The organism is Dyella sp. (assembly GCF_035486915.1).
GTDB lineage: Bacteria > Pseudomonadota > Gammaproteobacteria > Xanthomonadales > Rhodanobacteraceae > Dyella_B.
The window spans coordinates 1-14,057 of sequence record NZ_DATHMR010000014.1 but is presented as its reverse complement, the minus strand read 5'-3'; the positions used below and the strand labels follow the sequence as shown (position 1 = coordinate 14,057).

The following is a 14,057-nucleotide window of genomic DNA, read 5'->3' as shown; positions in this document are numbered from 1 at the left end:
ACCAAGTGGCGAAAGTAACCAAGTCATTCCAGTACGGTAATCACGAAGTCACACTGGAGACGGGCGAAATCGCCCGACAGTCTTCTGGTGCTGTCATGGTCAGCATGGGTGGTACCGTGGTGCTCGTCACCGCAGTCGCTGCCGCCAAGGCGAAGGAAGGGCAGGATTTCTTCCCGCTCACCGTCGACTATGTTGAGAAGTTCTACTCCGCAGGCCGCATTCCCGGTGGCTTCTTCAAGCGCGAAGGTCGTCCGACCGAAAAGGAAACGCTCACCTCGCGTCTGATCGATCGCCCGGTGCGCCCGTTGTTCCCGGAAGAGTTCAAGAACGAAGTGCAGGTCATCGCACAGGTCGTCTCGTTGAACCCGGAAGTCGACGGTGACATTCCTGCCATGCTGGGTGCTTCCGCTGCGCTTAGCCTCGCCGGCATCCCGTTCAAGGGGCCGATCGGTGCTGCGCGCGTGGGTTACACCAACGGGAAGTACCTGCTCAATCCGTCCGTCACGGAGCTAAAGACTTCTGATCTGGACTTGGTTGTCGCCGGTACGTCCAATGCCGTGCTGATGGTGGAATCGGAAGCCAAGCTGCTGAGCGAAGAAATCATGCTCGGCGCGGTGGTGTTCGGTCACCAGCAGTTGCAGAGCGCAATTCGTGCGATCGCCGAGCTGGCTGCTGAAGCGGCCAAGCCGTCGTGGGACTGGCAGCCGCCGGCCCGCAACGAATCGCTGATTGCTGCGCTCAAAGGTGAAGTTGGCAACAAGCTCGACGAAGCGTTTCAGGTGCGCGACAAGCTGCAGCGCCGTGACGCCATCGCCGCGATCAAGTCCGACGTGCTGGCATCGCTGAAGGATCAGGCCGAGCAACACGGCTGGGCCTCGGCCGAACTCGCGAAGGAATTCGCCGAGCTCGAATACCACACCATGCGCGACAGCGTGCTGAAGACCAAGGTCCGCATCGACGGTCGCAAGCTCGACGACGTGCGTCCGATCACCGTGCGCGTCGGCGTTCTGCCGCGTACCCATGGCTCGGCGCTGTTCACCCGCGGCGAAACACAGGCGCTGGTCATTGCCACGTTGGGCACGACGCGTGATGCGCAGATCATCGATGCGCCGGAAGGCGAGTCGAAAGATCCGTTCCTGTTCCACTACAACTTCCCCCCGTTCTCGGTGGGTGAAGCCGGTCGTTTCGGTGCACCGAAGCGTCGCGAAATCGGCCACGGCCGTCTCGCCAAGCGCGGCGTGCAGGCCGTCAAGCCGACCATCGAAGAATTCCCGTACGTGCTGCGCGTGGTCTCCGAGATCACCGAGTCGAACGGTTCCTCGTCGATGGCTTCGGTGTGCGGTTCCTCGCTGGCCTTGATGGACGCTGGCGTCCCGCTCAAGGCGCCGGTAGCCGGTATTGCCATGGGTCTGGTCAAAGAAGGCAACGACTTCGTCGTGCTCTCCGACATCCTGGGTGACGAAGATCACCTCGGTGACATGGACTTCAAGGTAGCCGGTAGCGCCGATGGCGTGTCCGCGCTGCAGATGGACATCAAGATCGACGGCATCACCGAAGAAATCATGAAGGTGGCGCTGGAGCAGGCCAAGCGTGGCCGTCTGCACATCCTGGGCGAAATGGCCAAGGTGATCAGTACGCCGCGTTCGGAAATGAGCGAATACGCGCCGCGTCTGCTCACCATCAAGATCCATCCGGACAAGATCCGCGAAGTCATCGGCAAGGGTGGCGCCACCATCCGCTCGATTACCGAAGAAACCGGCACCACTATCGACATCACCGACGATGGCACGGTCGTGATCGCCTCGGTCAACCGCGAAGCGGCTAACGCCGCCAAGGCGCGCATCGAACAGATCGTTTCCGACGTCGAGCCGGGCCGCATCTACGAGGGCAAGGTCGCCAAGCTGATGGACTTCGGTGCCTTCGTCACGATCCTGCCGGGCAAAGACGGTCTCGTCCACGTCTCGCAGATCTCCAATGAGCGCGTCGAGAAGGTCTCCGACAAGCTCAAGGAAGGCGATATCGTCAAGGTCAAAGTGCTCGAAGTGGACAAGCAGGGCCGTATTCGCCTGTCCATGAAGGCTGTCACTGAAGACGAAAACGCCAACGCCTGAGTTTTTCCGACACGTTGATCATCGAAAACGCCCGGCTCCTGTAGCCGGGCGTTCTCATTTCGGAAAGCTTCAATTTGATACGATCGGCATTCCGATAGAGGAATGCAGGTATGCCCGATCAGCCTCATGATTTTCTGAAGGATTACCAGGCTTTTGCGCAGCAGTCCTGGGATACCTGGATGCGATATCTGCAGCAGCAACCGGGAGCACCCGCTCCCTTTGGTGGCATGGGTATGCCTCCAGCAGGCATGCAGGCGGACGATGTCCTCACGCGCAGCCTCGCCAACCTGCAGGCCTATGGTACGTGGCTGCAGCAGGCCGCTAGTGCCGGCACCAATCCCATGATGAGCAACTGGCAGCAGCCCACCGTCATGCAGCCGTTCCTCGCCGCATTCAATCAGCCGTTTGCGCAAACGGTCGCAGGTCTCGATAGCGCGTCAGCTTTCGGCTTGGATCATCAATGGCAATCATGGTTGCAGGCGATGCAGCGCGCTGGCATGACCGGTATGACCGGCGCCCCAAGCCAGACGGCCACCTTCGGCATCACGCGCGAAATGCAGCTCGATCAACAAGCGCTTGCTGCAGCGATGAGTCAGTACGCGCAGATCAACGCGCGTTATCAAGCATTGTTGCAGAAGGTGAATGCTGACGGCATTTCGCGCTTGCAGGATATGCTCGCCGCACGCGCCGAACCTGGCAAGCAGATTCAATCCTTGAAAGGGCTCTACGACCTTTGGGTCGATGCGATGGAAGAAGCCTATTCGCAGATGGCGCTTTCCGACGAATACCGCGAAGTATTCGGTGAGTTGGTCAACGCACAAATGCGCGTGCGTCAGATGCAACAACAACAGACCGAACAGATGTGCCGTGAGCTTGGCATTCCTACGCGAAGCGAGGTCGATAGTCTGGGCAAGCGTGTGCAACAGCTGCGCCGTGAAATGCGTGAACGACAGCAACCCGTCGCGCAGGCGGATGAGGCACTCGTGGACGCGCTGCAAACCGAAATTGCCGATCTCAAGCGTGAACTGGCTGCGACGAAAGCAAAAGCCAAAGACACTTCTGCGGTTCGCCCGATCAAATCCGCCGGATCGACTGCAAAAGCCACACGCTCCGCAACCAGCAAGCGCAAGTAAGGATCGCCCATGCAAGCACCGTTGCACATCGACCCTCAGCAAGCCTTCAACGAAATGGCTGCGTTCCAGCGCAAGCTTGCAGCTGGCATGCAGAATCTGCGTGGACTAGGCGAACAGGAATACGCCAATACACCGCGCGAAGCGATTTATCGAGAAGACAAACTCACCGTTTGGCACATGAAGGGCAACACGAAGCCGACGGCCAAAGTGCCTACGCTTATCGTCTACGCGCTGGTCAACACGGTGTGGATGACTGATCTGCAAGACGACCGCTCGCTCGTGCGCAATCTGCTTGAGCAGGGCGAAGACGTTTATCTCATCGATTGGGGTTACCCCGATGGTGCCGATCGCTGGCTGACGCTGGACGATTACCTCAATGGTTATCTCGACCGCGCAGTCGACGTCATCAGCAAGCGTCATGGTCTGGATGCCATCAACCTGCTCGGTATTTGTCAGGGCGGCACGTTTTCGCTGTGCTACACCGCGATGCATCCGGAGAAGGTCAAGAACCTCGTCACGATGGTGACACCGGTTGATTTCCAGACGCCCGACAACATGCTTTCGCAGTGGGTGCAGCGCATGAATGTCGATTTGTTCGTCGACACGCTGGGCAACGTGCCTGCGCAGTTGATGAACTGGGTGTACCTGATGCTCAAGCCGCTGCGCTTGAATCAGCAAAAATACGTGGGTCTCGTCGACATTCTCGACAACCCTGCAGAGCTGAAAAACTTCCTGCGCATGGAGCGCTGGATTTTCGATTCGCCGGATCAGGCGGGTGAAGCGTTTCGGCAGTTCATCAAGGATTTTTATCAGCAGAACAAGCTGATCAAGGGCGATTTGCAGATTGGCAACCAGCCCGTCGATCTGGGCATGATCGGCCAGCCGGTGCTGAATATTTACGCCAACCAGGATCACCTCGTGCCGCCGGATGCGTCACGTCCGCTGGGTCGTCACTTGGGTACGAAAGATTACACCGAGCTGGCGTTCAAGGGCGGCCACATCGGGATTTACGTGTCCAGCCGCGCGCAGCGTGAAGTGGCGCCTGCGATACACCAGTGGCTGCAGCAACGCACGTAAGAACATCCCCGATCGCATCAATTTGCTGTATCCCCCAATCACCCTCACCGTCATTCCGGCCTTCGCCGGAATGACGGTGAGGTGGCGTTGACCGTAAGAGGGGGCGAATCCCTTTCCCTCTCGCTCCCCACATCGCCGACCTCTAAACTAGGACGATGACCTCGAATACTTCCGCTACCCACGACACCATCCGCGCCGTCCAATGGCACGGCGATCATCTCCGTTTGCTCGACCAGCGTCTGCTTCCCGCCGAGGAAAAGTGGATCGATTGTCGCGACGAGGCATCGGTCTTCCACGCGATCAAGGATCTCGCCGTTCGTGGTGCGCCGGCGATTGGCATCGCGGCCGCGTGGGGTGTTGTGCTCACGGCAAAAAGCGGTCAACCGCTCGATCCGGCGCTTGCGCATCTGCGCTCGGCGCGTCCCACCGCTGTGAATCTGATGTGGGCGCTTGATCGTATGAAAGGACGCATTGCTGCCGGTGCAGATGCGGCGGCGCTGGAGCGCGAAGCGCAGGCCATTCAGGATGAAGATCTCGCTGCGAATCGCCATATGGGTGAACTCGGCGCTGCACTGATCGCGCCGGGCTCCGCCGTAATGACTCATTGCAACACGGGCTCGCTGGCTACTTCCGGCTACGGCACCGCGCTGGGCGTGATTCGTGCAGGTGTGGCTGCGGGTCGCATCCATCAGGTCTATGCGGGCGAAACGCGTCCGTGGCAGCAGGGCGCACGTCTCACCATGTGGGAACTCGTCCGCGACGGCATTCCTGCAAAACTGATCGCCGATTCGGCGGCTTCGCACCTGATGAAGGCCGGTGAAGTGAAGTGGGTCATAGTGGGCGCCGATCGCATTGCCGCCAATGGCGACACCGCCAACAAAATCGGCACGTACCAACTCGCCATTGCGGCTCGCCATCATGGCGTGAAGTTCATGGTCGTCGCACCATCTTCGACGGTTGATATGGCGACGGCGTCTGGTGATGACATCGAAATCGAGTTGCGCGATGCCGCAGAGTTGCTGAGCGTGGCGGGGCGTCGCACCGTTGTCGATGGCGCTGAAGCGTGGAATCCTGTTTTTGACGTAACACCCGCCAACCTGATCGACGCCATCGTCACCGAGCGCGGTGTTATCGAAAACCCCACCACCGAACGCATGCGGGCTGTTTTCGTTGCATGAAGCTCAATCATGAGTTCGCACTGTTCGCTGTCGGCGGCCTGATCGGTTTCGTCGTCGACGCGGGCGTTGTGACGCTGCTCGTGAGGCTTGCGCACATCAATCCTTACGCTGGCAGGGTGATTTCCTTCCTGTTGGCCGCTACGGTCACGTGGTGGTGGAACCGAAGTCACACCTTCGCAGCTCGCCACAGTGGACGCACGGTGTTCAGCGAGTGGCTGCATTGGATGGCGCTGATGAGTGGTGGCGCAGCGGTCAACTATGCCGTTTATGTGGCCTGTTTGATCGAGTTTCCGAGCTGGCATCAGTGGCCTGCATTGGCCGTTGCGGTGGGCTCGGTTTTGGCCGCTCTGGTCAATTTTGTCAGCGCCCGGACGCTGCTTTTCAGGCGCTCCAAAACACACCCGTAACCCATTGATTGAAAAGGCTAAAATAAGCACTTTTCAAGCACTGTTGTGTTACACTTTGACGCTACCGCCTGACCCTCGGAGACATGCGTTTTCCGCGCCTGTCTTGGGGTTCTTATTTGCTACCAGGGAAGCCTATTGATGGCAGAGCTCGCCAAAGAAATCATCCGCGTCAATATCGAAGATGAAATGCGACAGAGTTACCTCGATTACGCCATGAGCGTGATCGTGGGACGTGCTCTCCCCGATGTACGAGACGGTCTGAAACCTGTACATCGGCGCGTGTTGTTCGCGATGAGCGAGCTGAGTAACGCATGGAACAAGCCGTATAAAAAATCCGCTCGCGTCGTCGGTGACGTGATTGGTAAATATCACCCACACGGCGATGCATCGGTTTACGACGCTATCGTCCGCATGGCGCAACCGTTCTCGCTGCGTTACATGCTGGTAGATGGTCAGGGTAACTTCGGTTCGGTCGACGGTGACAACGCCGCAGCGATGCGTTACACCGAAGTGCGCATGGCGAAACTCACGCATGAGTTGCTCGCCGATATCGACAAAGAAACCGTCGACTTCGGCCCCAATTACGACGAGAGCGAACACGAACCACTGGTCCTGCCCACGCGCGTACCGAATCTGCTGGTGAATGGTTCGGCGGGTATCGCGGTGGGTATGGCCACCAACGTACCGCCGCACAATCTCACCGAAGTGATCTCCGCCACCATCGCGCTGATCGACAACCCGTCGCTTAGCGTCGAGGAGTTGATGCAGCACATCCCCGGTCCGGATTTTCCTACCGCGGGCATTATCAACGGCGCAGCGGGCATCGTTGAAGCGTATCGCACGGGTCGTGGTCGCATTCTCGTTCGTGCGCGCACCGAGATCGAAACCGAATCCAACGGTCGCGAGACGATCATCGTTCACGAGCTGCCGTATCAGGTAAACAAGGCTCGCCTGATCGAAAAGATCGCCGAGCTTGTGAAGGAAAAGCGCCTCGAAGGCATTTCCGAATTGCGCGACGAATCCGACAAAGACGGTATGCGCGTCGTCATTGAAATCCGCCGCGATTCGATGGCCGATGTGGTGTTGAACAACCTGTTCCAGCAGACGCAGCTGCAGGTCACGTTCGGCATCAACATGGTCGCGCTGCTCGATGGTCAGCCGCGCACGCTCAACCTCAAGGAAATCCTCGAAGCATTTGTTCGCCATCGTCGCGAAGTCGTTACGCGCCGCACGATTTTCGAACTGCGCAAGGCGCGTGCACGCGCACACATCTTGGAAGGCCTCACCGTCGCGCTCGCCAATATCGACGAGATGATCGAACTGATCAAAACCTCGTCCTCACCGCAGGAAGCGCGCGAACGCATGCTGGCACGCAAGTGGCAGCCGGGCATGGTCGGCGCGTTGTTGGCTGCTGCGGGTGCGGAAGCATCGCGTCCGGAAGATATGGATCCGCGCGATGGTCTGAAAGTCGATGGCTATCAGCTGTCCGAAATTCAGGCTCAGGAAATTCTCGCGATGCGCCTGCATCGCTTGACAGGCCTAGAACAAGACAAGCTTTCCGACGAATACCGCGAGATCCTCGAAACCATTCGCGGTCTTATCGAAATCCTGGAAGATCCGGCGCGCTTGCTTACCGTCATCCGGGAAGAACTGGAAGCGATCAAGACCGAGTTTGGCGACGAGCGTCGCACGGAAATCCAACATTCGCAGGAAGATCTCAACGTTCTGGATCTGATTGCGCCCGAAGACGTGGTCGTCACGCTGTCCCATGCCGGTTACGTGAAACGTCAGCCCGCGAATATTTACCGTGCACAGCGTCGCGGAGGCAAAGGCCGCACCGCTTCCACGTTGAAGGACGAGGATTTCGTCGAACAACTGTGGGTCGTCAATACGCACGACACGTTGCTCACGTTCACCAGCACTGGCCGTGTTTACTGGTTGAAGGTTTATCAGATGCCAGACGCCGGCCCGAATGCACGTGGCAAGCCGATGGTGAATCTGCTGCCGCTGGGCGAAGGCGAAAAAGTGCAGGCTGTGCTGCCAGTGCATGAATACAGCGAAGATCGCTTCGTATTCTTCGCCACTGCACACGGCACGGTGAAGAAGACACCGCTTACCGAATTTGCCTACCAGCTGCAGAAGGGCAAGATCGCCATCAACCTGGACGAGGGCGATGCATTGGTGGGTGTGGAACTCACCGACGGCAAGAGCGATATTCTGCTCTTCGCGTCCACCGGAAAGGTGGTCCGTTTCGACGAAGATGAAGTGCGTGCCATGGGTCGTACCGCTACCGGCGTGCGAGGCATGAAGCTCACAGACAACGCCGAAGTGGTGTCGCTGATCGTTGCCGCGGAAGGCGATATTCTCACTGCCACGGAACGCGGTTACGGCAAGCGTACCCAGCTGGAAGAATTCCCGAAGAAGGGACGCGGTACGCAAGGCGTGATCGGTATTCAGTGCTCCGAGCGCAATGGCGCGCTGGTGGCGGCTGCACAGGTCACCGATGCCCACGAGCTGATGCTGATTTCCAATCAGGGCACGCTGGTGCGCACGCGTGTTGGCGAAGTTTCGCAATTGGGTCGTAACACGCAAGGTGTCACGCTGATTCGCCTACCGGCGGAAGAGGCGTTGGTGAGCGTGGTGCGCCTGGATGCGGATGAGAGCAATGGTGACGACGCAGAAACAGGCGATGACCTGTCGCCGGAGCAAGGCGGTGCACCCGACGCTCAGCCTGACGCTGGCTGATACATCTCGCTAAGCGACGATACAAAGCCCCGCATATGCGGGGCTTTGTTTTTGGCGAAGCGGTTACAGGTAAGTCACGCTCACTACTTTCGCATCCTTGCCGGCATACGTCTCGAAGTAGTCGAGCGTGTCGCGTTGCATGATGTTGCGGAAGTTGCGCAGCGAATCGACCTTTTTCGTGGCAATCGGTGCGTCGGCTCTGGATGTTTGGACGTCCATCGATGCCGACGCTGGCTGATAAACCAGCGCGGTGAAATGGATCATGCCCGATGCGGCCCCCGCGTGGGCCGTGGTGGCATAGAAGAAGGACAGCGCCAAAAGCGCCAGCGGCAGCTTGCGTGTTTTCATGATCAGATTCCCCTCTACGCATGACGCGCGTAAATACTGTGTCGAGGGAGTCGAACTCTTACTGTGATGCCGGTCGCGTTGTCACGTAGGGCTCAATGGGGCGTAGCGTCCAGCATCGTCTCGGCGGTGGTCACGCGCAGTTCGCCTGGCTTTTCGACGTTCAGCAGCTTCACGATGCCATCTTCGGCATACAGGGCAAAGCGGCGCGAGCGGATGCCCATGCCGTAGGCGGTGCCGTCCATCTCCAGCCCGAGGGCCTTGGTCAGCGAAGCGTTTCCGTCCCCCAGCAGCTTGAAACCTGACGGCACATGCTGGGAAGCGGCCCATGCTTTCATGACGAAAGCATCATTCACCGCCATGCAAAAGACGTCCACGCCGCGCGCTTTGAACTGTGGGTAGAGCTTCACGTAGCCAGGCAAGTGACGCTCCGAGCAGGTAGGTGTGAACGCGCCGGGCACGCCAAAAAGCACGAGTTTCCGGCCAGCGAAAAGCTCGCCGGTGCGGACGCGCGTGACCTCGGCGTCGGCGTCGATGACAGCTACTTCCACATCCGGCAGGGACGCTCCGGTTTCGATCGGCATGAGGGGCTCACTGAAGGGATGACAACCGCGGGGATGCTACCCCTGCCAGGGGTAGCTTGTCGCCTTGAAACGGTGGCCTTCGGAACTATCTAGGAACCAAGCGGTGAGTGCACCGCAACTTTTTCGAGGTGAGCCATGACATTGAGCCGCAATGCTGTGTGGGGCACGACCCATACCATCCCGGCGGACATCCGCCAGGTGTTCGATCGTTTTTTTCAGTCCGACGCGAGTGACAGCTCCAATGTGGCGGCCCAGCAGTGGGCGCCACGCGTTGATATCAAGGAAGAAGAACAGCGATTTGTGATTTTCGTGGATGTTCCCGGTGTCGATCCGGCCACCATCGAGGTGAGCATGGACAAGAGCATCCTAAGCATCAAAGGCGAGCGCGCGATCGATAAAACCGAGCAGAACGGCCGCTTCACGCGCGTTGAGCGCACACACGGCAGCTTCCACCGCCGCTTCACGCTGCCGGAGAGCGCCGATGCCGAGAACATTGTCGCCAGTGGTAAGCATGGCGTGCTGGAAATCGTGATTCCGAAGCGGGCTGAGGTTGCGCCCCGCCGCATCACGATCAACACCGCGCAATAACCGCACATTGCTTGATGTTGCGAAGGTAGCCCGCCACGGACGATGATCTGTGGCGGGCTACCCGTGTTTTGATTCTGGGGTCGGCCTGGGGGCCGATCCTTGGGGAGTAACAGTGGAATTCAAAGACTATTACGACACCCTGGGCGTGAAGCCTGATGCCAGCGAAGCCGACATCAAGACGGCGTATCGCAAGCTGGCGCGTAAATACCATCCGGATAAGAACAAAGAAGCCGGCGCCGAAGAGAAATTCAAGGCCGTCAACGAAGCGAACGAAGTACTGCGAGATGCCGAAAAGCGTCGCGCTTACGATCAACTACGCGCCGGCGGCTATCGCCAGGGCGAACAATTCCGTCCGCCTCCGAACTGGGGGCAAGGTCAAAGCTACGACTTTGGCGATGCGGGCGAAGGCGATTTCAGCGATTTCTTCGAAAGTCTGTTCGGCCGCGGCGGACACCGGCAACAGCAGGCGCCGCGTGCACGTCGTGGTCGCGACATCCAGGCTCAGGTGCAGATCGATCTGCACACGGCGTTCAACGGCGGCCGCACGCGTCTGAGTCTGGACGATGGGAGCGGGCAGGAGCGCGTGCTCGAGGTGAAAATTCCTGCGGGTATTCAACCGGGCAAGATCATCCGGTTGAGTGGGCAGGGGCAACCGGGCATGGGGGGTGCTCCGAATGGCGACCTTCTGCTGGAAGTGTCGATTCGCGACGACGTGCGATTCAAGCTGGAAGGCCGAAACGTGCTGCACGTGCTGCCCGTAACACCATGGGAGGCCGCGTTGGGTGCGACCGTGCCTGTGCCAACGTTGGCCGGTACGGTCGATCTGCGCATTCCCGCGGGCACGCAGAATGGGCGCAAGTTGCGTCTGAAAGGGCGTGGCATGCCGGGCGATCCAGCGGGTGATCAACTGGTGGAAGTATCGATACGCACGCCGCCCGTTGAAAATGATTCGCAGCGTTCTGCTTACGAAGGATTGCGCGCGCAATACGAGCACTACAATCCGCGTCACTGATGCTGATGGTCTTCAGAAAAACGAACGGCGCCCTGCGGCGCCGTTCGTTTTTGCCATGTGTTGAGTACGTTTACGCCGGAAGCAATTCCTTCAACGTCGCAACCAGTTCCTCTTCTTTGATCGGCTTGGTCACGTAGGCCTTTGCGCCTTGGCGCATGCCCCACACTTTGTCCGTTTCCTGATCCTTCGTCGTCACCAGCACAATCGGAATGTGCGACGTGTCGGGGTTTTTGCTAATTGTACGCGTTGCCTGGAAGCCATTGAGGTTCGGCATCACCACGTCCATCAGAATCAGATCGGGCTTTTCCAGTTTCGCCACCTCGACGCCCGCCGCGCCATCTTCGGCAGTCAGCGTGACATGGCCGAGTTTCTCGACAATGCGCTTGATACCAAGAAGCTGCGACGGGGAATCGTCGACAATAAGAATGCGTGCCATAAGGTGGGAGTCCCCTTGTTGTTCAGACCAATTCTAAGGCTCAGCCGCGATGCTTCCAAGCGTGAAGATGTCAAACCTTGCCGATACGCACAATGGTGCGACCGAAAGAGTTCCCAGCCAGCATACGCTCGAACACCTCCGGAAGCTGCTCCAGCGACACTTCCTGGGTAAGAATCTGATCCAGGTGGGCAGGTTTCCAGTCGCCGGCGAGGCGCTGCCACACCCGGTCGCGGATAGCGCGGGCTGTTGCCGAGGTGGCAACGCCTAGCAGGTTGACGCCACGAATGATGAATGGCATGACCGTACTGTCGAAGGCGATGCCACCGGCATTGCCGCAAATGGCAACGTTTCCATACGGCGCAATCAGCGGCAGAAGTCCTGCGAGCATGCTGCCGCCGACATTGTCGAGCGCGCCGCCGAAACGTACCGAATCCATCGGCTTGCCGCTAAATAGCAGCTTGTGACGATCAATGCATTCTTTCGCGCCAAGTCCGCGCAAAAAATCGAAATGATCGGCCTTGCCGCTGATGGCATGCACGTCGTATCCGGCGCGCGTGAAAATATCGATGGCTAGCATGCCCACGCCACCGCTGGCGCCTGTCACAGCGAGGGCACCCAATCCAGGGGTCTGGCGATTGTCTTCCATCTGCAGCAATGCCAGTGCGGCCGTAAAGCCGGCTGTACCGATGATCATGCTTTCGCGCAGATCCAGGCCTGTGGGTAGCGGTATGGTCCACTGCGACGGCAAGCGGATGTATTCGGCGAAGCCACCGTCAAGTGTTTCGGAAAGGCTGCTGCCGGTGCACAGCACATAGTCGCCTTCCTTGATGTTGATATCGCTGGACGCGATGACAACACCTGCCGCATCGATGCCGCCGTTCAACGGATATTGGCGAAGGATCTTGCCCTTGCCGGTGCCGGCCAGCGCATCTTTGTAATTCACCGACGAATAGGCGACTTTCACCAGCACTTCACCGTGGCTGAGTGCGTTGGTGTCGATGGTTTCGAGAACACCGCGATAACCACTCGGGTCGTTGTGAATGCGAAAGGCGCGGAACTCTGTGCTGAGGCTCATGATGGCTCCTGCTTGATGGCTGCGCGAAAGATCAGGCTTTCACGCTTTGGCTATCGATCCATTTGGGCGTGTCGTCGCCTTGGTAATGCGACATCCAATCGAACAGTTTTTCGATGCTGTCGCCGAACCACACGCTATTGCGCTGTTCTTGACGCACGAAACCTTCCGCGACCATGTGATCCATCATGGTGCGCAAATGTGCGTAGTAGCCGCGCACATCGAGAAAGGCACAGGGGTATTTGTGGAGGCCCAGCTGTGCCCAAGTCAGCATCTCGAACATTTCATCCATCGTGCCGTAACCGCCGGGCAGCGCGACGAAGGCATCCGACAATTCGTACATGCGCGTCTTGCGCTGATGCATGGTCTCGACCACGTGCATTTCCGTGAGGCCAGGATGCGCCACTTCGCGTTCGACGAGTTGGCGTGGAATCACGCCGATAGTTTTGCCACCCGCAGCCAGCACCGCGTCTGCGACCGAACCCATCAACCCCACCTTGCCGCCGCCGTAAATTAGCGTGATACCGCGGCGAGCCATTTCTGTACCAAAAGCGCGAGCCTGTTCGATGTACTCCGGATGCTTGCCGGAACTGGAGCCGCAATAGACGCAGAGAGAGGTGGGCCGGGGCATATCAACGGACTCGTCGGATTGTGTAGATCCGTCATTCTGGCGTGTGCCGATATGACGAAATGTCAGGTTGTACTACGTGCTGTGGATCGGATGTCGTCGTCACAAATACCGTCGCAAACAAAACGGCTCGCCCATGTCTCCACGAGCGAGCCGCCGATCAGCTTGGCATGACGCCTTAGTTGCCTTTGTGAATAGCGCGCTTGTCGACCGATAGGGCTGCTTCGTGCACGGCTTCAGACAGCGTCGGATGCGCGTGGACGATGCGGGCGAGGTCTTCGGCGGAGCCCTTGAACTCCATCGCGACAACGGCTTCGGCAATCAACTCCGAGACGCCCGGGCCGACCATGTGTACGCCCAGCAGGCGATCAGTATCGGCATGGGCGATCACCTTCACCTGACCGATCGCCTCGTTCATGGCCACTGCACGGCCGATCGCGGCGAATGGGAAGGTGCCGACCTTGTACGGTACGCCTTCTTCCTTCAGCTGCTTTTCGGTCTTGCCGGCCCAGGCGATTTCCGGCTCGGTGTAGATCACCCACGGCACGGTGTCGAGGTTGATGTGGCCCGCCTTGCCGGCGATCCACTCGGCCACGGCCACGCCTTCCTCGGAACCCTTGTGCGCCAGCATCGGGCCGCGCACGGCGTCGCCGATGGCCCACACGCCGTTCACGCCGGTGTGGTTGTGCTCGTCGACCACGATGCGGCCGCGCTCGTCCACCTTCACGCCGGTGTCGGCGG

At 59.0% G+C, this 14,057-nt stretch carries 14 protein-coding genes; 8 read left to right on the top strand and 6 right to left on the bottom strand.

Annotation, left to right across the window (positions count from 1 at the left end; genetic code table 11):
* Window positions 1-5 precede the first annotated feature (5 nt).
* From pnp to gyrA, 6 genes are all read left to right on the top strand, one after another.
* Window positions 6-2,111 (top strand): polyribonucleotide nucleotidyltransferase, encoded by a 2,106-nt coding sequence (gene pnp, locus VK725_RS01065; RefSeq protein WP_325316217.1) that lies wholly within the window; start codon window positions 6-8, stop codon window positions 2,109-2,111.
* A gap of 110 nt (window positions 2,112-2,221) precedes the next feature.
* Window positions 2,222-3,244: a poly(R)-hydroxyalkanoic acid synthase subunit PhaE gene (locus VK725_RS01060; protein ID WP_325316216.1), complete on the top strand. Its 1,023-nt coding sequence runs from the start codon at window positions 2,222-2,224 to the stop codon at window positions 3,242-3,244.
* A gap of 9 nt (window positions 3,245-3,253) precedes the next feature.
* Window positions 3,254-4,321 carry a class III poly(R)-hydroxyalkanoic acid synthase subunit PhaC gene (gene phaC, locus VK725_RS01055; RefSeq protein WP_325316215.1) on the top strand — a complete coding sequence of 356 codons (1,068 nt, stop codon included), beginning with the start codon at window positions 3,254-3,256 and terminating at the stop codon, window positions 4,319-4,321.
* A gap of 155 nt (window positions 4,322-4,476) precedes the next feature.
* Window positions 4,477-5,499: an S-methyl-5-thioribose-1-phosphate isomerase gene (mtnA, locus tag VK725_RS01050; protein ID WP_325316214.1), complete on the top strand. Its 1,023-nt coding sequence runs from the start codon at window positions 4,477-4,479 to the stop codon at window positions 5,497-5,499.
* On the top strand, window positions 5,496-5,906 hold the full coding sequence (locus VK725_RS01045) for a GtrA family protein (protein WP_325316213.1): 411 nt from the start codon (window positions 5,496-5,498) through the stop codon (window positions 5,904-5,906). The genes mtnA and VK725_RS01045 overlap by 4 nt, the downstream gene beginning before the upstream one ends.
* A gap of 138 nt (window positions 5,907-6,044) precedes the next feature.
* Window positions 6,045-8,651: a DNA gyrase subunit A gene (gyrA, locus tag VK725_RS01040; protein WP_325316212.1), complete on the top strand. Its 2,607-nt coding sequence runs from the start codon at window positions 6,045-6,047 to the stop codon at window positions 8,649-8,651.
* Between the two features lie 63 nt (window positions 8,652-8,714).
* On the opposite strand, the gene VK725_RS01035 is transcribed toward gyrA, so the two are convergent.
* Entirely contained in the window at window positions 8,715-8,999 is a 285-nt protein-coding gene (locus VK725_RS01035) for a hypothetical protein (protein WP_325316211.1), read from the bottom strand.
* A 92-nt stretch (window positions 9,000-9,091) separates the two neighbouring features.
* A complete protein-coding gene (locus VK725_RS01030) occupies window positions 9,092-9,580 on the bottom strand; it encodes a peroxiredoxin (protein WP_325316210.1) in 489 nt (162 codons plus the stop codon).
* Window positions 9,581-9,715: 135 nt separating this feature from the next.
* Between VK725_RS01030 and VK725_RS01025 the strand changes: the two genes are divergently transcribed.
* Both VK725_RS01025 and VK725_RS01020 read left to right on the top strand, forming a co-directional pair.
* Window positions 9,716-10,168, top strand: coding sequence for an Hsp20/alpha crystallin family protein (locus VK725_RS01025; RefSeq protein WP_325316209.1), 453 nt, complete (start codon window positions 9,716-9,718; stop codon window positions 10,166-10,168).
* Between the two features lie 112 nt (window positions 10,169-10,280).
* A complete protein-coding gene (locus VK725_RS01020) occupies window positions 10,281-11,180 on the top strand; it encodes a DnaJ C-terminal domain-containing protein (RefSeq protein ID WP_325316208.1) in 900 nt (299 codons plus the stop codon).
* Window positions 11,181-11,250: 70 nt separating this feature from the next.
* On the opposite strand, the gene pilH is transcribed toward VK725_RS01020, so the two are convergent.
* The 4 genes from pilH to VK725_RS01000 form a co-directional block, all read right to left on the bottom strand.
* Window positions 11,251-11,616 (bottom strand): twitching motility response regulator PilH, encoded by a 366-nt coding sequence (pilH, locus tag VK725_RS01015; protein WP_126672786.1) that lies wholly within the window; start codon window positions 11,614-11,616, stop codon window positions 11,251-11,253.
* A gap of 70 nt (window positions 11,617-11,686) precedes the next feature.
* Window positions 11,687-12,691: a YhdH/YhfP family quinone oxidoreductase gene (locus tag VK725_RS01010; protein ID WP_325316207.1), complete on the bottom strand. Its 1,005-nt coding sequence runs from the start codon at window positions 12,689-12,691 to the stop codon at window positions 11,687-11,689.
* 31 nt (window positions 12,692-12,722) lie between these two features.
* A complete protein-coding gene (locus VK725_RS01005; RefSeq protein WP_325316206.1) occupies window positions 12,723-13,319 on the bottom strand; it encodes a TIGR00730 family Rossman fold protein in 597 nt (198 codons plus the stop codon).
* 175 nt (window positions 13,320-13,494) lie between these two features.
* Window positions 13,495-14,057 (bottom strand): FAD-dependent oxidoreductase (locus tag VK725_RS01000; protein WP_325316205.1); only part of this gene is annotated, 563 nt, incomplete at its 5' end.

Bases quoted from the DNA above. Each gene is read 5' to 3' on its own strand.
- VK725_RS01035 (WP_325316211.1), bottom strand. From the start codon at position 8,999: ATGAAAACACGCAAGCTGCCGCTGGCGCTTTTGGCGCTGTCCTTCTTC.
- VK725_RS01030 (WP_325316210.1), bottom strand. From the start codon at position 9,580: ATGCCGATCGAAACCGGAGCGTCCCTGCCGGATGTGGAAGTAGCTGTC.
- VK725_RS01060 (WP_325316216.1), top strand. From the start codon at position 2,222: ATGCCCGATCAGCCTCATGATTTTCTGAAGGATTACCAGGCTTTTGCG.
- pilH (WP_126672786.1), bottom strand. From the start codon at position 11,616: ATGGCACGCATTCTTATTGTCGACGATTCCCCGTCGCAGCTTCTTGGT.
- VK725_RS01045 (WP_325316213.1), top strand. From the start codon at position 5,496: ATGAAGCTCAATCATGAGTTCGCACTGTTCGCTGTCGGCGGCCTGATC.
- mtnA (WP_325316214.1), top strand. From the start codon at position 4,477: ATGACCTCGAATACTTCCGCTACCCACGACACCATCCGCGCCGTCCAA.
- VK725_RS01005 (WP_325316206.1), bottom strand. From the start codon at position 13,319: ATGCCCCGGCCCACCTCTCTCTGCGTCTATTGCGGCTCCAGTTCCGGC.
- phaC (WP_325316215.1), top strand. From the start codon at position 3,254: ATGCAAGCACCGTTGCACATCGACCCTCAGCAAGCCTTCAACGAAATG.
- VK725_RS01010 (WP_325316207.1), bottom strand. From the start codon at position 12,691: ATGAGCCTCAGCACAGAGTTCCGCGCCTTTCGCATTCACAACGACCCG.
- gyrA (WP_325316212.1), top strand. From the start codon at position 6,045: ATGGCAGAGCTCGCCAAAGAAATCATCCGCGTCAATATCGAAGATGAA.
- VK725_RS01025 (WP_325316209.1), top strand. From the start codon at position 9,716: ATGACATTGAGCCGCAATGCTGTGTGGGGCACGACCCATACCATCCCG.